Source organism: Erwinia billingiae Eb661, from assembly GCF_000196615.1.
In the GTDB taxonomy this organism is placed as follows: domain Bacteria; phylum Pseudomonadota; class Gammaproteobacteria; order Enterobacterales; family Enterobacteriaceae; genus Erwinia; species Erwinia billingiae.
In genome coordinates this window covers 2,881,200-2,903,818 of record NC_014306.1, presented here as the reverse complement: position 1 = coordinate 2,903,818, position 22,619 = coordinate 2,881,200, and the positions used below count along the sequence as shown (strand labels likewise).

Below are 22,619 nucleotides of genomic sequence, written 5' to 3'. Positions count from 1 at the left end.
TGGCTCCACGGGTTACGTTCCCGTCTGCAGTTCAGCCGTGCGCGCCCGGCGATAGATAATGAAGCCCGCCAGCAATAAAAGCAGACCCGCCGCGTTCCAGATAAGGTCGTAGAGGAGAACATTGTCCACGTAACGGATCTGATGAATCCTGAGCAGCTTGTGATCCACAATCCCGTCAAAAAGCTGAAACGCTCCCATACCCAAAAAGAAGCCTGCCCATGCTGCTGTCCGGTTAAGCTTTCTGCTGCTACGCAGATCGGCAAACATAAAAAAGCCGAGGACAAACAAAATCAGTTCAGCTGAATGCAATAACCCATCTGAAAACAGGCCAAAAGCGGGTGTTTCCCAGTCAAAAAAGTGATGCCAGGCCAGAATCTGATGAAATATCACTTCGTCTATCGCTGCCATCATACCAACGCCAAGCGGAAGCGTGGCCGTCAATGAACGTTTAAGATCGGATTGAATTGCTGGGGTCAACGTTGGCACTACTCACTCCTGAATAAAGAAAATTTTACTTAAGAAGCGTAGCTGAAAATGAGGCGTTCCCGATGGCTCTCCGGCATAGAGCGCTTTCCGGCCCTTGCATCTGCCCAGCAAACAATTTCTTATGCTTTTCATCCGGCAGGTGACGGCAACAGCCCGGCTGACGAAGCCTGCCCCAGAGTCACATGGGGCGGGCAGCCCGCTTACAGGCGGTTACCGGCCTCGACCAGTCCGTTATAGGATTTTAAAACGCGCATCGGTGAACCTGACACCATCCAGCCCGAATTGCCACTTGCTTTCAGCAGACTCTGCTCACCCGTGCTGTAAGGTGTTTTATCGCGAATCCGACGCATGCGATCCTTGCAGTCTTTCAGGAAGGTTCCGGCATTATCCTGGAAGATGGACCAGGTTAATGGCTTGCCCGCTTCGCTGGCCGTTGCCTTTTCTGCCTCAGTCAGAAACGTACTGTAAGCATCAATCGCTTTTGTCATCTGTGCCACGTCGGGAGCCGGGGAGGTAAACAGGGTCGCCAGCGTCTTGGCCTGCGTGACTAATGCCAGGCGGTAGTAGCGACTATGCCGGCCCTCAGACTTTTCAATCTCAACCAGTTGCGCAGCCACGACCTCATTGTTCTCTTTTTCAACTTCGGCACCGAACTGGTCGCTGGATTTCATAAAGCTGTCAAACGCCTTCATGAGTGGCGGATGCATTTGCTTGCCTTTCGCGAAGCCATCATCCTTGTAATCTTCCTGACTGTAGTAAAGGTGAGCCTGCGAAACCAGCGGCTGCAATGTCGTTAAATCCGCCAGATACTGTGTTGCTGCAGCATCCAGCGCCGGTAACGCCGGTTTCGCCTTCGATGCCTGGTTGATGGCTTTAGTGCAGCTCTCAAGTTCGTAAGGCGTGACCTCGCCCAGTACGTTGACGTTGCGCTCTTTGCCGGTTGGCCCCTTTTCAGCATTCGCCATCCAGCTCACATAGCGCAGGGCACTGTCGCGAACCGATCCATCCGTAGTGTTAAAGCAACCCACATAGGCGTTTAATTTTGTGGTGAGTTGCGCAGCGGTATCCTCCGCAACAGCCTGGGGTTGACTCTGCGGGGCTGGCTTTGCATCTGCTTTGTCACTGTTGTCGCATGCTGTCAGCGGCAGCACAAGGGCAGTCACCAGCATCCCGGGTATCATGGCCCTGCTTGCTCTTTTAAACACAATCGTTCCTTTATTTATGCGGTTAGAAATACAGGTTGGGAATTGATGTCCGCATCGGCTCCCTTTCCAGCTGCGATGAGGGAGCCGATGACAAACGGGTTATGCGCGTTGCGTCGCTTCCGACGATTCTTCTTTCAGTAACGCCCTGACTGTCTGATGACGATGCCAGTAATAGCCGAGGCTGTTTTTAAAGGCTTCAATCTCCTTTTTCAGGCCCGGCAGACGGATCTCACTGCGTTTTTTCCCCTGCGAGTTTCGCTGCACATGTTGCACGTAGAGCTTATCCCGGCCGAAGCTACGAATAACGTTGATGTTTTTAACGTTATCCCACTCCAGCACTTCGCCGGTTTTCGGCGCCACGATGCCCTGCCAGGTGATGACGATCTGCGAGCCATCTTTCAGGGTATAAGGAACATTGGGGAAATGCTTCAGCACCAGCGCGGTTTCCATTTCACCGTCAGGCTGATAGCGCCAGGCCAGGCTCTCTTCATGCACTGAGGAGAAGTCGCGTTCATATTTCTGCCACAACTGCTGTTCCATCTCGTCGGCAACCGGCATCAGATCGACCCAGCTCTGTGCCGGGAAATCGGCGGCGATCGCGGCATAGTCAGCTTCGTTAATCTCATACCCTACGTTGCGCATCCTTTCCGCCAGCGGCGGGTGTGAATCAAACGGGTGCGGCACATTCTGCTCACGGATGACGCTGATAAAGTCCGGAGAGGCGACATGTTCAGGCAGACCTGCAGCAATAGCGCTACTGATCCCCAGTTCATTTTCGTGCAGCGTTTGGTTATTAAAGAAGTTTCGCTCAACTTCATTCCGGTAGCTGGCATACGCAGACACTTTGATCAGTGATTCGATAATCGCGGCAGGGGAGACCAGCGTTGATGCATTGCGATCCGCGACAAACTCACGTTCACGGCTGTTACGCTGCCACGCCAGCTCAAACAGCATGCGATAAAGATAGAGCGGATAGAAGACGATCAGCGTGGCCAGATTCTGACCCATCAGCTGCATATAGAGATCAAACCGGTGCAGCTTCGGTCCCAGTAATGCGCCGGAGGCGGTGTCGCCTTCATGGAGGTGAGTCAGTTCATGGACCATCACGCCATCAGCCTGCGCAACGGTGAGCTGACGCAGGAGTGGAATACTGACATAGAGCTTACGGCCGGTGAGCGGATTCCCATTCACGTTCAGCGGGGCTTCGGTCACGTAGAAGTTGGTGTCGATACCCGCAACAATATGATCGGGTGGCGTGGTGCCCACTCTGGCGGCCAGCATATCAATCTGTGACCAGAGTGCCGGGGCCGCTTCGCGGGTCACGACTTCGCCTTCAATACTCTCTTCCGGTGGGAGTTTTTTGAAGATGCCTTTAATCATGTAATACATACCGGCCAGCACCAGCAGTCCTACCGCCATCACCAGTTTTGGATAGTAGGTTTGCGTGAAGAAGGCGGTGCCCCAGAATGAGAGCCATACCAGCATGCCGCCCTGCACCATGACTTCCAGCGAACAGGCCAGCATCAGGAACTTGCGGGCGAGCGCCAGACTGATTACCTGTCCCTGGCGGCTTTTAAAGGCCAGCGCACTGAACAGCAGCACCATCAGCAGGACAACGCCGCTACCGATCAGCGTCCAGAATGCCACTTTATCCATCATGTAGAACTGCCACAGTTCGGATTGCGGTGCACAGACGGCGTTTTTGTAATCCTGCAGATTTTCATCTACCGGGCCGCAGACACTGGAAGGCGGGTTCTGCTGCAGAAACGCCTGAAGTTTGCCCGTATCCTGATGTTGTTCCCGCGCATCGTTCATGAAGATTTGCGTGTATTGCTGATCAAGTTGGGTGTTGCCATATTCAGCAAAAAACAGGGTAATGACGGGGACGAGAAACAGTGTGAATAGCAGCCAGAAAAATACCTTTAGATAACCCTTTTTCAATTCCGTTAATGTATTCAAAATAATAACTTCCTGCATGTCTGTGAAAGGGAGAAGCTGCTGCTATCAGGAAATTCCGAAAAGAATAGCCTGGCCCCGATTAAACGGTGCGGAAGCATTTATGCGAGCTTCACGATATTATAATTATTGCATAGCGATTATAAGCCAGATTGGTGCTGATGCCATACAGGGCGTTAAAACCCTGACCCAGACCAATATCGAGATATTTTGGATAAGCTATAGCCATTGTCGAAAAAAACACGGATAGTGCAGAATAAACAACTGCCATAATTAAAATCAGTGTAATATTTCTCTTCCAGAGGCCGAGCGCAAACAAATAAATCGGGCCGAAAAAACAGTCGTGTAAAATAAATCCATCAAATCAGTAAGGTGAAAATTGCCCAGGCTGGACATCTCCTGTGCTGGATGGCATTTATATTAGCACCAAAGAAAATATCGCCACAATGATAAAAATATGTTAATTTTCAAAAAAATTATTCCTCATTCCTCACACCTTAGAAGGATATAAAGATGATCGCATGGAGCGGAGTGGGTTTTTTCGTCGCAGTATTAATTTCTGCCGCCTATCTCCTGTGTAAATGGCTGTTAGATATTTATTACTACGACGGTTTCTTTGTGGCGCATTTATGGGCGACAGGGGCTACGCTGATAGTTTCTGCCCTTTTCTGTGCGGCCTTTGTCTGGGTGCTCCGGCAGGAAAAATGGCTGGACTCCATTGCACAGGCAACGAAAAGCCAGCCAATGATGGCCCCCGAAAAAACCCATAACTTCTTTTTTATTCCCGTTCTCTACTGGCCGATTATTCTGTTTCTGCTCGGCTCAGGGATCTGTTTCTACGATCTGACCCGATAACCCCCTTACATCACTGATACAGGCCATACTGATGCTGTATCAGCGAAATGGAAATATCATCAATACGCAGGAGTTCATCGTGAAATTAAGAAAATCATTAAATATCGTGGGTGCAATCTGCCTGGCAACTGCCATCGGCGGAACCTCCCTGATGGCATCCGCAGCTGAGACAGCACCCGCCGCAGCCACGCAGACTGAGACGCTTGCTTTGCTGGATGGAAAGCAGGCGTTCAAACTGCAGGGCTATGAAAAGCAGCCTGTTCCGGGCGGCGGACCGGGAACAATGTATGTTAACAAGCCGGAAAAACGCGTGTTGATCATTGGCGAAGAAGATATCCCGGTAATTGCTCGCGGTGGCAGTGACGCTGATTTTCTCAACGGCATGAAGTCAATTAAAGACAAGCAGAAGCAGGCTTCACCATCTTATAAGGTGATCAGTGAGAAAACTGAAAATGCCAACGGTTTGCCGGTCTACCATATCGAAGCCACTGACAATATGGGGGGTAACGATGTGCAGCAGGCCACTCTGCTGGCGGTCGCTGACAAAAAATTCACCGTCATTCAGGTGATTTCAAACCACAAAGATAAGGCTGGTCACCTGAAAGCGGTTAACAATATTCTCGGTAAATAAGGCGTGAGTAGATAAGGCTGCATCAGCGCCATCACCCAACCGTCACCGCAGCGACATAAATCCTTCATTCCTTTCCGCTAGCGTACTGCCATTCAGATTCTCGGATTGCGGATGCATGAGCCACCTCTCGCTTCACCATATTTATAAAGCCTGGGGCGAAAAAATCGCCCTGAATGACATCAGTTTTGAGGCGCAACAGGGCAGTTTTGTTGCGCTGCTGGGGCCATCGGGCTGCGGAAAATCGACCTTATTGCGTACCATCGCCGGGCTGGAAACCGCCGATCGCGGCGCCATCCAGTTTAATCATGCCGACATCACCCCTTTGCCACCGTCGCAGCGCAAGCTGTCGATGGTGTTTCAATCCTATGCGCTGTTTCCTCACCTTAACGTGCGGGAAAACCTGCTGTTTGGCTTAAAAGCGCGGGGCGAAGAGAAGCAGTCGTTTGCTCAGCGCCTGGCGGATGTCAGTAAGTTGATGGAACTGGATACGCTGCTGGATCGCCTGCCGTCGCAGCTTTCCGGCGGTCAGCAGCAGCGCGTGGCGTTGGGCAGGGCGGTGATCGCCAACAACACGCTGTGCCTGATGGATGAGCCGCTGTCGAATCTGGACGCCAAGCTGCGGCAAAGCATGCGCCGTGAAATCCGCGCGCTGCAAAAGAAACTCGGCCTGACCATGCTGTACGTGACCCACGATCAAACCGAAGCCATGAGCATGGCCGACAGCATTATTCTGCTTAACGATGGCCATATTGAGCAGCACGGCACGCCGGACGAACTTTATAACCATCCCGCCAGCGTGTTCGCCGCGCAGTTTATTGGCGCGCCGCCGATGAATATCCTGCCGCTGCAACGCAACGGTACCCATCATTACCTCATGCCTCTCACGCAGCCGGTGGTCGAATACCCCGAGGCCACGCTCAGTCTGGGATTACGTGCCGAAGATATCCAGCTTATCCCCGCTGCACAGGCGGCACTGACCGCGCGCGTAGAGAGCGCCGAATATATGGGTGCCGACACCTTACTGGTGTGCAGGCTTGCGGGCCTCGACGTGTCGCTGACGGTCAAAGTTCCCGGCATGCAGCGCTTTGCCGAGGGCAGCGACGTCGGCTTGCAGTGGTCCGCCGCACGGCAATACCTCTTTCACCGCGAAAGCGGTAAGCGCTGCGAACACGCCGAACAACAGATGTTTGCCTCACAAAAAAAATACGCCATTTAACCGTTGTCATTTGCCTAAGGGAAAATCATGTCTGCAATTCGTTACTCACGCCTGTCCTCTGTTGTCTTGCTCGCGATGGCCACCTCAGCGTTCGCTGCCGATCCGGTCAAGCTGCAAATGTATTATCCGATCGCGGTGGGTGGCAAAGTCAGCCACACCGTCGATACGCTGGTGGCGGACTTCGAAAAAACGCACCCGGATGTGAGTATTCAGCCGGTGTATACCGGTGACTATGCGACGACCGTGACCAAAGCGCTGACCGCTTTTCGCGGCGGTAATGCGCCACAGATGGCGGTGATTGGCGATATTGAGGCGTATTCACTGATTGATGCCGGGGCGATTGTCGCGGCCAGTGATTTGGCGCAGGGCGAGGAAGGCAAAAAATGGATCGACGGTTTCTATCCCGCCTTTCTGCGCCACATCGACGGTAAGGTGTGGGGCGTGCCGTTCCAGCGTTCAACCGTGGTGATGTACTGGAACAAACAGGCGTTTGAAAAAGCCGGTTTGAACGCCGATACGCCGCCCGCTAACTGGCAGCAGGTGGTGGAATTCAGTAAGAAACTGACCCTCAAAGATGCCAACGGCGTCAGCCAGTGGGGTATCGAGATCCCGTCCACGCCAAACGGTTACTGGAACTTCCAGGGCCTGTCGGCCACCAACGGCGGACGTCTGGATAACGGCAAGGGCACTGCGGTTCACTTCAATACGCCGGGCAACGTTGAAACGCTGCAATGGCTGACCGATCTGGGGCAGAAAGAACAGGTTTCTCCGAAGGGAGCGATTGCATGGGGCACGACGCCGCAGGACTTTATCAGCGGCAAAACCGCGATGATGGTGACCACCACCGGCAACCTGACCAACGTGCGTGATAATGCGAAGTTCCCGTTTGGCGTAGCGATGCTGCCTGAGAAAATCCAGCGCGGTAGCCCAACCGGCGGCGGCAATCTGTATGTCTTTAAAAACGCGTCAGCGGAACAGCAAAAAGCCGCGATGGAATTCATCCGCTGGGTGACGTCGCCAGAGCAGGCTGCACGCTGGAGTATCGCCACTGGTTATGTCGCCACCTCGGCTGCGGCGTGGGATACCCAGGTGATGAAGGATTACGTTAAACAGGTCCCGCAGGCCTTAGTGGCGCGTGAACAGCTGAAGTATGCCCAGCCAGAACTGTCGACCTATAACAGCGTGCAGATTCAGGATGCGCTGAATCACGCGGTGGAAGCGGCGGTGACGCAGGCGAAAACGCCAGCTGATGCGCTGGCCGACGCGCAGAAGCAAGCCGATCGCCTGCTGAAGTCATACCAATAACGATGAGCATCATTCTCACCGTCGCACCGGTTCACCGTCCCCGGTTATGGACGATGCAGCTGTATGGCTATCTGCTGATCTTGCCAGCACTCAGCTTTTTGCTGCTGTTTACCCATTATCCGGCGGTCGCGACCGTGTGGGAAAGCCTGTTCAGCGCGGCGCGCAACGGTCATCCGGCCCAGTTTGTCGGGCTGGATAACTACCTTGCGCTGCTGGATGACGACATCTTTATCCAGTCGCTGCGCAATAACCTGCTGTATGCGCTGATTACCATTCCGCTGGCGGTCACGCTGGCGCTGTTAATGGCGCTGGCGGTCAACCGGCAGATGCGCGCCACTGCGCTGGTTCGTACCGCCTTCTTTATTCCCTCGCTGCTGCCGATGATCGCCATCGCCAACCTGTGGCTGTTTTTCTACACGCCGCAGCTCGGCTTGCTGAATAAGCTGCTGGCGCTGTTTTCGCTACCGGCGGTTAACTGGCTCGGCGAACCGCAAAGCGCGCTCTACTGCCTGATGGCGGTTTCGGTATGGCGCGAAGCGGGTTTCTTTATGATTTTTTATCTTGCCGCGCTGCAGCAAATCGATCCGCGACTCGGTGAAGCTGCGGCGATAGAAGGGGCCTCGCGCCGCTATTATTTCCGACGGGTACAGTGGCCGCTGCTGATGCCGACCACGTTGTTTGTGCTGATCAATGCTTCGATGAATGCGTTCCGCATTGTGGATCAGGTGATCGCCATGACCAACGGTGGCCCGAATAACAGCAGTAGTTTGCTGCTGTTTTACATCTATCGCACCGCCTTCAGCTTCTGGGATATGCCTGCCGCCGCCGCGATGACGGTGGTGCTGCTGGTGATCCTGGGCGCCATTGCGCTCCTGAAATTCAACCTGCTGGACAAGCGAGCCCATTACCAATGACGCCGACACTCTCATTTGGTCGTTTATGCCTGAATTCGGTCATTGTCCTCGCGGCGTTGCTGTGGTTTTTACCGATTCTGGTGGCGTTTTGGGTGGCGATTCATCCGGCGTCGGAACAGGGCAGTTTCTCATTACTCTCTCCGTTGACGCTGCAGAACTTCGTGGATGCCTGGCACGCCGCGCCGTTTGCCCGCTATTTCCTCAATACCGGCCTGCTGGTGCTGATGATTGTGGTGGTGCAGCTGGTGCTGGCGACGATGGCGGCTTACGCGCTGGTGCGTTTTCGCCTGAAATTTGCCGGGGTGATCTTTGCGCTGATCCTGCTGCAGTTGATGATCAGTCCGGATGTGCTGATCCTGAATAACTATAAAACCATCGGCGCGCTGGGATTACGTGACACGCTGACCGGCATCGCGCTGCCGTATTTCTCCTCGGCGTTCGCCATCTTTTTACTGCGACAAACCTTTAAAAGTATTCCGCTGGTGCTGGAAGAGGCGGCAATTGTTGAAGGTGCCAGCCGCTTTTATATTCTGCGGAAGATTTACATCCCGCTGGCGAGGCCGATTTATGTCGCCTTTACGCTGGTGTCGATCAGCTTCCACTGGAACGATTTCCTTTGGCCGCTGGTGATCACCGACTCGGTAAACGTGCGGCCGCTGACCGTCGGCCTGCAGCTGTTTTCCGCGCCAGAGCAGGGTGTGCAATGGGCGCTGGTCAGTGCGGCCACCCTGATGACCACCTTACCGCTGCTGGTGCTGTTCCTGATTTTTCAGCGTCAGTTTATTCAATCGTTTATGCGTGCTGGAATTCGCTAAGGAGTGCTTGTTGTGTCTTATCCGCATTCACTGAACCCGTTACAGCGAGAGCTGTTAGGGGATGTCGCCAGGCTATATGCCTTGCCCAACGTGCGTTCAGCCCCGCTCAACAGCACCTTACGGTTTGGGTTGATTGCCGATCCGCAATATGCCGACATTGACGCCGATATCGCCAAGAATCTGTACTATCGCCATGCGCTCCAAAAGTTGCCGCAGGCGATTGAGGCACTCAACCGGCAGCCGCTGGATTTTGTCGTCACGCTGGGTGATTTGGTCGATCGTGATTGGGAAAGTTTCGTGGCGATCCTGCCGGTTTATGAACGCCTTCACCATCCGCATGCGGTGGTGCTGGGCAATCACGATGCGCAGACCCTTACCCAGCACCTCAACGACGCCGCCGCGCTGCCGAAAAGCTATTACGCCTTTGGGCTGCAAGGCTGGCGTTTTATTGTTTATGACGGCAACGATATCAGCCTCTACTGCAACGCGCTGAACGGCGACGATCGCGCGCAGGCGGAGGCGATGCTCGCCGACCTCAGCGAACGGCAACAGCCGCAGGCCAAACCCTGGAATGGTGCGGTAGGGCAGCAACAGCTCAAATGGATTGAGCAGCAGTTGCAGGAAGCTCAGCGGCAAGGGGAAAACGTGGTGGTATTTGGCCACTATCCGCTGGCTCCGCACAACAGCCATAATTTGCTGAACGGGGGGGAACTGGCCGAGTTATTTGCTGCTTACCGTGTGAAAGGCTGTTTCTCGGGGCACGATCATCGCGGCGGCTATGCCCGTATTGGCGAAACCGGCTTTTACACCCTGAAAGGCATGCTGGATGGCGCCGATACGGTGCCCTTTGCGGTAGTGGAAATCGAAGGGGATACGTTGCGCGTCACCGGTTACGGCGGTGAAACCAGCCATCTGTTTCCACCAGTCTGATGCTGAATAACGGGGTAAATGATCGCCACTGCATGCCAGTCAGTCTCCGAACGATCTGAGAAGCTGACTGGCAGAGGATCCGTTATCTGCATACTGATACGCCAGCAGTGAATCGGGAAGGATCCAGAGTGCGAAATGATCAACAGTGCTCTCAGGATTATTCAATGATGAACAGCCCTCATAGGGCTATTCAGTGAACAACGCTAATGTCCTGAAACCTTTTATATTATCTTTATGAGAGTTAATTAAAAAAAGGTAGCGCTATGATGAACAGCACAGATTCCCTTAATCCAGGCCAGCGCGCGATTATTCCGATTGCGGCTTTCACTGCCAAAGGCGATCTCTCTTCTTTGGCGGCCGCGTTAGATAATGGATTGAATGCCGGATTAACGATTAATGAGATAAAAGAAGTTCTGCTGCAAATGTATGCCTACACAGGCTTTCCCAGAAGCCTGAATGGCATTACTGCTTTCATGAACGTCGTCAATGACCGCGAGGCTGCAGGCAAATTGGATTCGCAGGGGACAGACCCGTCTCCTGCCAGTGCCGATAAATCGCGTGCGGAGGTGGGGGCAGAGATTCAGACGTTAATCGCGGGCCGTGTTTTAAAAGCCGAAAAAGGAAACTTTATTGCGTTTCTGCCTGAGATAAACGTCTTCCTTCAGGAGCATCTGTTCGCTGATGTTATTTCCCGGGATAACCTGAGCTTACAGGATCGGGAGATTGCAACAATTGCGGCACTGACAGCATTGGGTGGCGTGGAAGCACAGCTTAAATCGCATCTGGCTGGCGGTTTGAATGTGGGGCTGTCTCAGCAACAGATCGGCGCGTTATTCACTGAATACGGTAACAGCGTAAATAACAGCGAAGGCCAGCGTGGTGAAGCGCTACTGGCTGAGGTTCTGCTTAGCCGGGCAGCCGATTAGCCTGCTTTTTGTCGTTAAACGAATGGCAGTTAAACAGGCTGCCATTCTTGTTATCCTTTATATCTTACGGCTTCAATAAGCTTCGAAAATGCGGCCGTATGTTGTTTTCGGCTGGGATAATACAGGTAATAGCCGCTAAAAGGTTCGCACCATTCATCCAGCAGACTTTCCAGTCGACCTTCATTAATATGATGCTGAACGGTGTCCTCCGGCACACAGGCAATGCCCATACCCGATAACGCCGCATCAATTCGTGAGGCAAGATTATTGAAAATAAGCTGTCCTTCAACTTTAACCCGGATCTCTTTTCCATCTTTGCTGAACTCCCAGCTATACAGACCGCCCAGCGTTGGAAGCCGCATATTCATGCAGTTGTGATCCTGAAGCTGATAGGGTGTTTCAGGCCGGCCATATTTCGCCAGATAGTCCGGCGAGGCAACAACCGCCATGCGCCAGTTGGGACCTATTCTTACCGCCACCATATCTTTTTCAATCGACTCGCCCAACCTGACGCCTGCATCGAAGCGGCCACTGACAATATCTGTAAGCGTGTTATCGACCGATAATTCAACTTTTACTTCGGGATACGCCTGTAAAAATGGCTTTAACAGCGGCCAGAGTGTCGATGACAATGCATGCTCACCCGCGGTGATACGAATGTTTCCCGAGACAGAACCGACATTATCGGTGATGTGCAGTAAGGCTTTTTCAATATCCGCAATCAGCGGACCCACGCTATCGATTAATCTTTCGCCTGCTTCTGTCGCTGCCACGCTACGCGTCGTACGCGTCAGCAATCGGGTTTGCAATCGCTCTTCCAGGCCGCGAATGGAATGACTTAGCGCCGATTGAGAAACGCCTAATTTCGCGGCTGCGCGCGTAAAGCTTTTCTCTTTGGAGACCATCACTAAGTAAATGAGATCGTTGAAATTTTCTTTGAGCATAGTCAGCCTTGTGCAAGCGTGGGTCAGTGAGGTTTTTCTTCACACAAACAGAAATATATGTCTTTTATTCACCAATATGCCAGCGAAAACTGACATTTTGTGATCTGAGTCAATGGCAGGGCACACCAGGCAGATGGTGAATACTCTTCCATCAAATTATTGATGAGTTCACCTCATATAGTCTATCAGGATTGAGCCGCTAATTATCTGCAACCTGGAATGTTACTATTTCTTCAGTTCATTTCTGGTCCTGAATTGATGAAAAGGGGGGAATAATGGATCGACATGAAATGATCATTAGAGAACTTATATCATGGATAAGTGAAAATATTCGCTCACCTATAAAAATTGAAGATGTCGCACATCGCGCTGGCTATTCCAAGTGGCATCTTCAGCGAATATTCTATCGGATTATGAATGTCAGTATGGGAGGGTATATAAGAAACAAAAAATTGGAATTAGCCGCTCACGATCTGTTGGATAGCCATGAGACTGTGATTGATATATCGGTTAAATACGGATACGACTCACAGCAATCTTTTACCCGCTCATTTGTCAGGAAGTATCATGTGCCGCCTGCGACCTATCGGCGCAATAATACACATAATACCTCTTCCCTGATGTAATACGTCGTCATTACCGGTTTCCGGGAGAAAAAATAATGCCAAATAACGTGGCAATTAAGCCAGTGGCTTTGCTGTGCGCGCTAGTAATTTTAAATTTGACCGGGTGTGATAATTCTACAGGGAAATCCGCTCAGGCACAGGCAGCACCTGAGGTGAAGGTCGCAACGCTTGCAACCCAACCTCTTGCCATCACTACGGAGCTGCCGGGCCGGACTTCGGCATTTCGGGTGGCTGAAGTCAGGCCTCAGGTTTCAGGCATCATCCTGAAGCGTGCTTTCACAGAGGGAAGCGATGTCGTTGCTGACCAACCGCTTTATCAAATCGATCCTGCTCCTTTTCGCGCCAGCTATAACAATGCCAGAGCCGCAGTATCCGAGGCTGAGGCTAACGCGCGTATGGCACAGGTGACGGTTAAACGTTACCGCGCGCTTGCAGGTACGCAGTACATCAGCAGACAGGATGTTGATCAGGCCGAAGCGACGGCGGCACAAACCCGGGCAGCGGTTGAAGCCGCTAAGGCAGCGGAACAATCGGCACAGATTGATTTAAGCTGGAGCACCGTTTCTTCCCCAATAAGCGGGCGTATTGGTCGCTCATCCGTCACTGAAGGGGCACTGGTTCAGAACGGGCAAAGTGATGCACTTGCTACCGTTCAGCAGCTTGATCCCCTCTATGTAGACGTGACGCAGTCAAGCCAGGATTTTCTTCGTTTACAACGTGACCTGGCGTCGGGTCAGTTACGCCAAAATGCGGGCAAAGCGCTGGTCAGTGTGGTGCTGGGGGATGGATCGGTTTATCCGCACAAAGGGACGCTGGCTTTCTCAGATGTCACCGTCGACCAAACTACCGGGTCAATCACGCTCAGGGCTGTCGTGCCCAATCCCGATCATGCCTTACTGCCAGGGATGTTTGTTCGTGCCCGGCTGGAAGAAGGCACTGACCCACAGGCCTTGCTGATCCCACAACAGGCCGTGACGCGCACGCCACGCGGCAACGCCACGGCGATGGTCGTGGGTAGCGATAACAAAGTTGAAATCCGCAGCATCAGCGTGTCATCCACGGAAGGCGACAAATGGCGCGTAACAGGTGGCCTGCAACTGGGTGAACGGGTCATTATCTCGGGCGTGCAGCGTGCGCAGCCAGGTATGACCGTTCATCCCATTTCCACGACCGATTCCTCATCCTCATCCACTGGAACCGCTGACTGATGTCTAAATTCTTTATCAACCGGCCAATTTTTGCCTGGGTGCTGGCAATCATTGTCATGCTGGCCGGTGGGATTTCAATCCTGAAACTGCCCGTCGAGCAATACCCCGATGTGGCGCCAACTGCCGTCCAGGTCCGTGCCACCTATCCTGGCGCTGATGCCACCACGCTCCAAAACAGCGTCACGCAGGTTATTGAACAAAATATGAGTGGGCTGGATGGGTTGATGTATATGTCATCCACCAGTGATTCCTCCGGCACGTTGCAGCTTACGCTGTCGTTCCAGAATGGTACCGATGCGGATATTGCGCAGGTGCAGGTTCAGAACAAACTTCAGCTGGCGACGCCGCTTCTGCCGCAGGAAGTTCAGCAGCAAGGGATAACGGTTCGTAAATCATCCAGCGTCTTCTTCCTTGTTCCCGGTTTTGTCGATGATTCCGGCAAAATGAGCATGGAAGATATTGCTGACTACGTGGCGGCAAACCTGAAAGATCCCATCAGCCGTATCAATGGTGTGGGGGATACCACACGGTTTGGCTCGCAGTATGCGATGCGTGTCTGGCTCGACCCCAATAAGCTGAACAATTATCAGCTCACGCCTGTCGATGTCATCAATATGATAGAGACGCAGAATGCGCAGGTGGCCGCAGGACAGCTCGGTGGCGCACCGCCGGTCAAAGGACAACAGCTGAATGCGTCGATCATCGCTCAAACCCGTCTGACCTCGCCAGAAGAATTCGGCAACATCCTGCTGAAAGTGAACAGTGATGGCTCGCAGGTCAGGCTCCATGACGTTTCACGTATTGAGCGCGGGGGAGAAAACTATAACTTTGTGGTCAAAATCAATGGTAAACCGGCTTCCGCATTAGGTATCCAGTTGGCCACCGGCGCAAATGCGCTGGATACAGCAAAAGCGATTCGGGCTCAGATAGATGAACTTAAGCCCTATTTTCCGCAGGGTCTGCGGGTGGTTTATCCTTACGACACCACGCCGTTTATCAGCATTTCAATTCATGAAGTTGTGAAAACGCTGCTTGAAGCCATCGTGCTGGTGTTCCTGGTGATGTATCTGTTCCTGCAGAGCTTCCGGGCAACCTTAATCCCGACGATTGCCGTTCCGGTGGTACTGCTTGGCACATTTGGCATCCTGAATGTTTTTGGCTATTCGATAAATACCTTAACCATGTTCGGTATGGTGCTGGCGATAGGACTGCTGGTGGATGATGCGATAGTCGTGGTGGAAAACGTTGAACGGATAATGGCAGAGGAAGGCCTTAAGCCTAAGGCGGCCACGCGTAAATCCATGGAGCAGATCCAGGGCGCGTTAGTCGGTATTGCTCTGGTGCTCTCAGCGGTGTTCGTCCCGATGGCCTTCTTTGGCGGCAGTACCGGCGTCATCTATCGCCAGTTCTCAATCACCATTGTTTCCGCGATGGCACTGTCCGTGCTGGTTGCCCTGATCCTCACGCCTGCACTCTGTGTGACGATCCTGAAGCCGGTAAAACCCGGCACGCACGGTCAGCAGCGCGGGCTGTTTGGCTGGTTTAACCGCAAATTTGATCAAAGCACCGATCATTACACCCATTCCGTTGCGCGGATGCTGCAACGTAGTGGGCGATACCTGGTGATTTACGCGGTGATAGTCGCCGGCATGGCCGTTTTATTCGTGCGGCTACCGACATCATTTTTACCCTCTGAAGATCAGGGCGTGCTGGCTACCCAGGCGCTCTTGCCTGCCGGTGCGACCCAGGAACGTACGCAAGCCGTGCTGGATCAGGTTAATGATTACTACCTGAGCGACGAGAAAAACAACGTTGAGAACGTGCTGACGGTGAATGGCTTTGGATTTGCCGGACGTGGTCAGAACGTCGGCATCGCGTTTATCGGGCTTAAGGACTGGTCGCAGCGTGGCGGTGACGAGAATAAGGTCGACGGTATCGTGAGCCGTGCGGCAAAAACGTTCAGTAAAATCATGGACGGCAATGTCGTCGCCTTTAACCTGCCACCGATCATTGCGTTGGGTAATGCCACAGGTTTTGACTTTGAATTGATTGATAAAGGCGGCCTCGGCCATGACAAGCTGATCGAAGCCCGCAATAAGCTGCTGGATTTAGCGCGTCAACATCCGGATGTTCTGGCCGCCGTTCGTCCCAATGGGATGGATGACAGTCCCCAGTACAAACTGAATATCGACCAGGAAAAGGCCACGGCGCTGGGCGTGGATCTGGCGGATATCAACACCACGCTCAGCAGCGCATGGGGTGGCAGCTACGTGAACGACTTTGTTGACCACGGCAGGGTGAAGAAAGTCTATGTGATGAGCGATGCGCCTTACCGCATGATGCCGGAAGATCTTAATAACTGGTATGTCCGTGCCAGCAACAACAAGATGGTGCCCTTTGCCAGCTTCTCAACGGCTGAATGGGCCTATGGATCCCCGCGTCTGGAGCGCTATAACGGGCTGTCATCGCTGGAGATTTTAGGGCAACCCGCAGAGGGGAAAAGTTCCGGTGAAGCCATGGCCCTGATGCAGCAACTGGCAGGTCAGTTGCCATCGGGTATCGGTTATGACTGGACGGGCATGTCTTATCAGGAACGCATGAGCGGCGATCAGGCCCCGGCACTGTATGCAATCTCGCTTATCGTGGTATTCCTGTGTCTTGCAGCGCTGTATGAAAGCTGGGCGATACCGTTCTCGGTGATGCTGGTGGTGCCATTGGGGGTATTTGGTGCGCTGGTCGCCACCCTGCTGCGTGGCTTGAATAATGATGTGTACTTTGTTGTAGGCTTACTGACCACCATCGGTTTAGCCGCCAAGAATGCCATTTTGATTGTGGAATTTGCCAGGGATCAGATTGAGATAGAAGGTAAGGGTGTGGTCGAAGCGACGCTTGAAGCCGCGCGTATGCGTTTGAGGCCAATCCTGATGACCTCTCTGGCCTTCATCCTGGGTGTTCTGCCACTGGCATTAAGTTCCGGTGCCGGTTCGGGTGCACAGAATGCGGTAGGGACTGGCGTCATCGGCGGTATGGTCGCGGCAACGCTGCTGGCGGTCTACTTTGTACCGGTATTCTTTGTTGTGGTACGCAACCGGTTTGGTGGGAAAAAGCATGATGAAGATGATGACGAGTAACTATGAATTTTACTCATAGGTGCTTTTCGATTATTGACTCTAATCGTCACGCCGCAGGTTTGCTACAGTCATTGAACGCTATACACATTGAATAAGGAACGTCGCATGTTGAAAATTATCCCTAACGGCTCAGTGCCGTCTAACAAAGGCCCGGAGCAGTATTTTACCGGCACGGTTCGCATTGATGCACCGTTCAGTGGCACAGAATCCGCGCGCGTTGGCGGTGCAACCGTGACTTTTGAACCGGGTGCACGCACTGCCTGGCACACGCATCCACTCGGTCAAACGCTGATCGTCACCCACGGTCAGGGCTGGATCCAGTGTGAAGGGGAAGACACCGTGGTGATGAATCAGGGTGACATCATTTTCATTCCCGAAGGCGTGAAACACTGGCATGGCGCCACGCCAGATAACGCCATGACCCACATTGCGATTGCCGAATCACTGAATGGCAGCCCGGTAGAATGGCTGGAAAAAGTGACCGACGAGCAATACAAAAAATAACGATTTAAGCCAGGCACGGGCACCATCAAATTAAATCGAACAGCTGAAAAAGGTATCAGTCGTGACTGATACTTTGCTCAACTGACGGTAATATTTACCTCCCTTATTAAATCAATCTCAGATAACAGTCCTGTCATTGCTGACAGGATTGTTATGTTTCAGTCAGCTCTGCGACAGGCTTGAATCGTTAATATTCATCGTGTTTTTTCTGGCGAGTATTTGCCTTCTCAACGAGAGCGATATGAATATTTTCATTAAGAATGTACTGATGCTGCTGATGATAATGCCAGGCCCCTCTTTGATTGTGAGCACTGTTTCAGCCGCCACGCCCACACCGCGTGACAACACACTGTTGGAGAGTCGGGCTGAGAATCCACCTGATGCAACAAAGGATCACACGTTGAATACCGAAAAAACCGTGGTACTGGTGGTCGGCGCCAGCGGCAGCATCGGTCAGCCCGTTGTTGCTGAAGCCTTCCGCAGGGGATATGAAACCCGCGCGCTGGTAAGAGACCCAAAGCAGGCCAGACTGTTTCCTGACGGAGTGAAGGTCATCGTCGGTGAACTAACCCGGCCGGATACCCTGCATCAAGCGGTTGATGGCGTAACGGCGATCGTCTTCACGCATGGCATTAGCGGCAACGACCCGCAAGGTGCCGAACAGGTTAATTATGGCGCCGTGCGTAATATCCTGAGCGTGCTTAACGCGCCCGCCAGGATCGCATTGATGACCGCTGTGGGTGTCACCAAACCCAGTATTGGACATGACTGGAAACGTCGTGGAGAACGGTTAGTTCGCGCCAGTGGATTGCCTTACACCATCGTCCGTCCCGGTTGGTTTGATTATAACGACAGCGATCAGCACCAGCTGGTTTTGCGTCAGGGCGATACGCACTGGACAGGCTCGCCGTCCGATGGCGTGATATCGCGCAGTCAGATTGCCCAGGTACTGGTTGCCTCACTGACCTCCGCACCGGCAGACCATAAAACTTTTGAATTAGTTGCGGAAAAGGGGCCGGCCCAGACGGACCTCGATCCTCTCTTTGCGGCGTTGCCTGCCGATCCGGCCACTCAGGTCGATGCGATTAATGACCGGGATAATTTGCCCTTGTCTGCAGAGCCTGAATCGGTTGTCCAGGATCTGAATACCTTTCGCGATCGTTATTAACAACAAGCCGTAGTTATTTTCCTCTCAGGGCAATAAATCATTGCCCTCAACTCCGACGATTATTTTCTGTGGGTCCCGGCCTCACGGTGAGGAACACTATCGCTATGGCATCATCAATATTAAAACCCGCGGGCGCGATGCGGGGGGATAAATGGCGGCTTTTTCTCAGAAATATTGTCCGCATTAAGCCCGGTGAAGGCCGCGCATTACTCTGGTCATGGCTGTATATATTTTCCCTTTTTCTCGCTTACTACATGTTAAGGCCGATTCGTGAAGAGCTGGGCGTGGCCGGCGGGGTAAAAAACCTTCCCTGGCTGTTTACCGGTACGCTGGTTGCCATGACCGTCATGAATCCGTTATTTGCCTGGAGTGTGCGGCGCTGGCCACGGGAAAGGTTTATTGCCATTAACTATCGCTTTTTTATGCTGAACCTGGTGGTGTTTATACTCCTGCTGACCATTGCGACCCCGGAACAACGGATCTGGATCGGTCGCGCTTTCTTTATCTGGGTCTCAGTCTTTAATCTGTTTGTGATTTCAGTCTTTTGGTCATTCGTGGTGGATGTCTTTAGCGCAGAACAAGCCAAGCGACTGTTTGCGTTTCTGGCGTCGGGGGCCACGGTCGGGGGCATCGCCGGTTCGGCGCTGACCTCCGGGCTGGTCGAAAGCATCGGGCAAAACGGGCTGATGACGGGGTCAATCCTCCTTCTGGAGTTTGCTTTGCTGGCAGCACGCAGACTGTCCGTCATCAGTGATGCGTTTAAAGGTCCTCACGAGCAGGCTGAATCACACCGGCCGCCAGGTGGCGGGCTGTTTACCGGCATCGTACACACTTTCCGTTCACCGTATTTGCTGGGGATCGCGATATTCATTCTGTGTTACTCCATCACCTCAACGGTGCTCTATTTTCAACAGGCCAGCATCGCTGCAGAGAACTTTGCGGATAGTGCGTCACGTACCGCTTTCTTTGCTGATATTAATCTGTGGATAAATGGCATCACGCTTGGGATCCAACTCTTTTTGACTGGGCGAATCATGGCCTGGATTGGCGTGGCGTTCACCCTGTGCATGATGCCGCTATTAAGTGTATTAGGTTTTGCAGGGTTAGCCGCCTTTCCCGGAATCGGCGTGTTTATTGCTTTTCAGGTGATCCGCAGCGTCAGCAATTACGCTCTGACGCGTCCTGCAAGGGAAGTGCTTTTCACCGCGGTTTCACGCGAGGACCGCTATAAAACCAAAAACTTTATCGACACCGTGGTTTACCGCGCCGGCGATCAGGTTGCGGCCTGGAGCTATGCCGGACTGCTGGTCGCCGGGTTAGGTTTGACGGGGATCGCCGTGGTAGCTATACCCTTATCAGTTATCTGGTTTTTTCTCGGGTTATGGTTGGGGAAACGGCAGAAAAAAATGCAGCTGATTAATCAATCTGGCTCATAACCCTTATCGTCGGGCGGCTATTATTCAACGGCCGGCGGCATGGTAATTTTAAAGGTCCGTGGGATTACCGCTAAAAAATAAAAACATAACGACGTTTAACACTCTTTTTCTTTGTGGAGCATGGTGCAATGGATATTCCCGATATTCAGTTTTCAAGACGTCGGTTTATGGCGGGGGCAGGCGCATTAATTATTGGTGCCTGGTTACCGGCAAAAGCCGTCCGCGCAGCGGCGAGTCTGACGGGCGAAATGCCGTCTTCTGACGCTGCCACTCAGCATTTCACCGCCAATGCCTTTGTGCAAATAGGCACCGACAACATCGTCATCGTATTAAGCAAACACACTGAAGTGGGGCAGGGCATTTATACCGGAATGGCGACGCTGATTGCTGAAGAGCTGGATGCCGACTGGTCAATGGTCCGTGTGATAGCCGCTCCGGTAGACACCAACGTCTATAAGAATATGAAATTGGGCCTTCAGGGGACCGGTGGCTCCAGCGCGGTCGCCAATGCTTATCAACAAATGCGTCAGATGGGTGCCATTGCCCGCATGATGCTGGTCAGTGCAGCGTCCCGGCAGTGGAACGTGCCTGTAGCAGAAATTACCGTGGTGAGTGGCGTAATCCATCACGCGATTAGCGCCCGCTCGGGGCGTTTCGGCGAGTTTGTGAAGCTGGCCTCAACGCTTCCCGCGCCGGCGCTGGCGGAGGTTCATCTTAAGGACGCCACAGATTTCACCCTGATCGGCAAGCTTCGCGGTACGCCACGCGTCGATTCACCGGCAAAAACCAACGGGAGTGCCTACTTTTCTCAGGATATCCACGAGAAGGATATGCTGACGGTGACGATAAAAAAACCGCCTTATTTTGGCGCAAAATTGCAGACGTTTGATGCCAGCGAGGCGTTAAAAATTCCGGGCGTGGTGACGGTTAAATTAACGGATAGCGGCGTGGCGGTGTATGCGCGCTCTTCCTGGGCCGCCATTCGCGGGCGGGAAAAGCTGCAAACGGTGTGGGATGAATCGGCTGCGGAAAAACGCAGTAGCGAGGCGATGTTTGCCGAGTTCCGGGAAAAGGCGCAATCACCTGGCGCGGTGGCGGCGCAAAAGGGCAATCCTGACGAAGCCCTGAAGGGAGCCGACAAGGTGATTGAAGCCGAATACACCTTTCCCTGGATTGCGCATGCTCCTATGGAGCCGCTGGCAGCCTACCTCTACTGGGATGGCGACAGCGTGAATGCCAAATATGGCTGCCAGATACAAACGCTCGATCAAAAACAGTTCTGCGACTATTTCCAGCTTCCGCCCGAGAAGGTGCATATCGAAACCATTCTTGCCGGCGGCAGTTTTGGGCGGCGGATCGATCTGGGTAATAAGGTGATGGGTCCCGATCTGGCGGCGGATCTGTCGGCTGTTGCCAAAGCCATCGGGCCTAAGCAGGGCGTTAAGTTGATCTCCACCCGTGAGGACGATCTGACCGGCGGCTGGTATCGCCCTATGATGCTGCACCGTTTTCGCGCGGCCATCACAGACAACAAAATCGTCGCCTGGACCAATACCGTGGCTGGCCAGTCCTTTACCGTCAACAGCGCCTTTGCCGCGATGGTGAAAGAGGGCGTCGACGGAACCATGGTGGAAGGCGCGAAAGAAACGCCTTACACCTTTGCGCATTTCCGCTGCGATGCCCACATTGTCCCGAGCAAAATCCCCGTCACGTCGCTGCGTTCCGTTGGCAGTACCCACACCGGGCACGCCGTCGAAAGCTTTATCGATCAGCTGTTACAGGAAACCGGACAGGATCCCGTCGAGGGCCGGCTTGCCCTGATGCAGGAGGCGCCGCGCGAAGCGGGCGTCCTGCGTGCGGTGGCCAAAGCGGCGAACTGGAACGGGCCTGCGGCGGCCGACGGCCGAATGCGTGGGGTGGGTGTGGCGAAAGCCTTCGGCACCCGCGTGGCGCAGATCGCAGAAGTCTCTATTGGCCCAGGCGGAGTACCAAAAGTGCATAAGGTCTGGTGCGCCGTCGACTGCGGCATCGCGGTAAATCCGGATGTGATCAAGGCGCAGATAGAAGGCGGGATTGGTTACGGTCTGAGCATCACGCTTTATGGCAACATCTCAATGAAAGAGGGACGCATCGAGCAATCTAACTTCAACAGTTACCGTCCACTGCGCATTAATGATATGCCCGAAATCGAAGTGATCATCGTTCCTTCCACTGAAGCCCCAAGCGGCGTCGGTGAACTGGGTGTGCCGACCATCGCGCCCGCCGTAGGCAATGCCCTTGCCCGTTTAGGCCGTCCACGCAGCAGCTTAAGTCTTCCTTTTCATCGTACTGGCCCATCGGCGGCGCAACAATCTGAGGCATAA

The 22,619-nt window shown here is 53.3% G+C and carries 20 protein-coding genes; 15 read left to right on the top strand and 5 right to left on the bottom strand.

Annotated elements, in window-relative coordinates; genetic code table 11:
- Window positions 1–12: 12 nt before the first annotated feature.
- From EBC_RS14650 to EBC_RS25140, 4 genes are all read right to left on the bottom strand, one after another.
- On the bottom strand, window positions 13–486 hold the full coding sequence (locus tag EBC_RS14650; RefSeq protein WP_013202600.1) for a DUF2243 domain-containing protein: 474 nt from the start codon (window positions 484–486) through the stop codon (window positions 13–15).
- A gap of 200 nt (window positions 487–686) precedes the next feature.
- Window positions 687–1,655: a YiiG family protein gene (locus EBC_RS14645; RefSeq protein WP_013202599.1), complete on the bottom strand. Its 969-nt coding sequence runs from the start codon at window positions 1,653–1,655 to the stop codon at window positions 687–689.
- A 135-nt stretch (window positions 1,656–1,790) separates the two neighbouring features.
- Window positions 1,791–3,668, bottom strand: coding sequence for a M48 family metallopeptidase (locus tag EBC_RS14640; RefSeq protein WP_013202598.1), 1,878 nt, complete (start codon window positions 3,666–3,668; stop codon window positions 1,791–1,793).
- Between the two features lie 91 nt (window positions 3,669–3,759).
- Window positions 3,760–3,999 (bottom strand): DUF2628 domain-containing protein, encoded by a 240-nt coding sequence (locus tag EBC_RS25140; RefSeq protein ID WP_081461038.1) that lies wholly within the window; start codon window positions 3,997–3,999, stop codon window positions 3,760–3,762.
- Between the two features lie 161 nt (window positions 4,000–4,160).
- Between EBC_RS25140 and EBC_RS14635 the strand changes: the two genes are divergently transcribed.
- From EBC_RS14635 to EBC_RS14600, 8 genes are all read left to right on the top strand, one after another.
- Window positions 4,161–4,502: a hypothetical protein gene (locus EBC_RS14635; RefSeq protein ID WP_013202596.1), complete on the top strand. Its 342-nt coding sequence runs from the start codon at window positions 4,161–4,163 to the stop codon at window positions 4,500–4,502.
- A 31-nt stretch (window positions 4,503–4,533) separates the two neighbouring features.
- A complete protein-coding gene (locus EBC_RS14630; protein ID WP_013202595.1) occupies window positions 4,534–5,133 on the top strand; it encodes a hypothetical protein in 600 nt (199 codons plus the stop codon).
- 115 nt (window positions 5,134–5,248) lie between these two features.
- Complete coding sequence (locus EBC_RS14625; protein ID WP_013202594.1) at window positions 5,249–6,349, top strand: ABC transporter ATP-binding protein; 1,101 nt, start codon at window positions 5,249–5,251, stop codon at window positions 6,347–6,349.
- A 27-nt stretch (window positions 6,350–6,376) separates the two neighbouring features.
- Window positions 6,377–7,654: an ABC transporter substrate-binding protein gene (locus EBC_RS14620; RefSeq protein ID WP_013202593.1), complete on the top strand. Its 1,278-nt coding sequence runs from the start codon at window positions 6,377–6,379 to the stop codon at window positions 7,652–7,654.
- 2 nt (window positions 7,655–7,656) lie between these two features.
- Window positions 7,657–8,568 carry a carbohydrate ABC transporter permease gene (locus EBC_RS14615; protein WP_013202592.1) on the top strand — a complete coding sequence of 304 codons (912 nt, stop codon included), beginning with the start codon at window positions 7,657–7,659 and terminating at the stop codon, window positions 8,566–8,568.
- Complete coding sequence (locus EBC_RS14610; protein ID WP_013202591.1) at window positions 8,565–9,383, top strand: carbohydrate ABC transporter permease; 819 nt, start codon at window positions 8,565–8,567, stop codon at window positions 9,381–9,383. Before EBC_RS14615 ends, EBC_RS14610 begins: the two co-directional genes overlap by 4 nt.
- A gap of 12 nt (window positions 9,384–9,395) precedes the next feature.
- On the top strand, window positions 9,396–10,313 hold the full coding sequence (locus EBC_RS14605) for a metallophosphoesterase (RefSeq protein WP_013202590.1): 918 nt from the start codon (window positions 9,396–9,398) through the stop codon (window positions 10,311–10,313).
- 263 nt (window positions 10,314–10,576) lie between these two features.
- Entirely contained in the window at window positions 10,577–11,239 is a 663-nt protein-coding gene (locus tag EBC_RS14600) for a carboxymuconolactone decarboxylase family protein (RefSeq protein ID WP_013202589.1), read from the top strand.
- Between the two features lie 50 nt (window positions 11,240–11,289).
- Here EBC_RS14600 and EBC_RS14595 read toward each other — a convergent pair whose 3' ends face one another.
- A complete protein-coding gene (locus EBC_RS14595) occupies window positions 11,290–12,183 on the bottom strand; it encodes a LysR family transcriptional regulator (RefSeq protein WP_013202588.1) in 894 nt (297 codons plus the stop codon).
- A gap of 275 nt (window positions 12,184–12,458) precedes the next feature.
- On the opposite strand from EBC_RS14595, the gene EBC_RS14590 reads away from it, so the two are divergent.
- From EBC_RS14590 to EBC_RS14560, 7 genes are all read left to right on the top strand, one after another.
- The gene (locus EBC_RS14590) at window positions 12,459–12,809 is read left to right on the top strand and encodes a helix-turn-helix domain-containing protein (RefSeq protein ID WP_041692032.1); all 351 of its coding nucleotides are present in this window, start codon (window positions 12,459–12,461) and stop codon (window positions 12,807–12,809) included.
- Window positions 12,810–12,844: 35 nt separating this feature from the next.
- Window positions 12,845–14,017 carry an efflux RND transporter periplasmic adaptor subunit gene (locus EBC_RS14585; protein ID WP_013202587.1) on the top strand — a complete coding sequence of 391 codons (1,173 nt, stop codon included), beginning with the start codon at window positions 12,845–12,847 and terminating at the stop codon, window positions 14,015–14,017.
- Window positions 14,017–17,148 (top strand): efflux RND transporter permease subunit, encoded by a 3,132-nt coding sequence (locus tag EBC_RS14580; protein WP_013202586.1) that lies wholly within the window; start codon window positions 14,017–14,019, stop codon window positions 17,146–17,148. The genes EBC_RS14585 and EBC_RS14580 overlap by 1 nt, the downstream gene beginning before the upstream one ends.
- A gap of 105 nt (window positions 17,149–17,253) precedes the next feature.
- On the top strand, window positions 17,254–17,652 hold the full coding sequence (locus tag EBC_RS14575) for a (R)-mandelonitrile lyase (RefSeq protein WP_013202585.1): 399 nt from the start codon (window positions 17,254–17,256) through the stop codon (window positions 17,650–17,652).
- Window positions 17,653–17,893: 241 nt separating this feature from the next.
- On the top strand, window positions 17,894–18,820 hold the full coding sequence (locus EBC_RS14570) for an SDR family oxidoreductase (RefSeq protein WP_013202584.1): 927 nt from the start codon (window positions 17,894–17,896) through the stop codon (window positions 18,818–18,820).
- Between the two features lie 104 nt (window positions 18,821–18,924).
- Window positions 18,925–20,256: an NTP/NDP exchange transporter gene (locus EBC_RS14565; protein ID WP_013202583.1), complete on the top strand. Its 1,332-nt coding sequence runs from the start codon at window positions 18,925–18,927 to the stop codon at window positions 20,254–20,256.
- A 128-nt stretch (window positions 20,257–20,384) separates the two neighbouring features.
- Complete coding sequence (locus tag EBC_RS14560) at window positions 20,385–22,619, top strand: xanthine dehydrogenase family protein molybdopterin-binding subunit (protein ID WP_013202582.1); 2,235 nt, start codon at window positions 20,385–20,387, stop codon at window positions 22,617–22,619.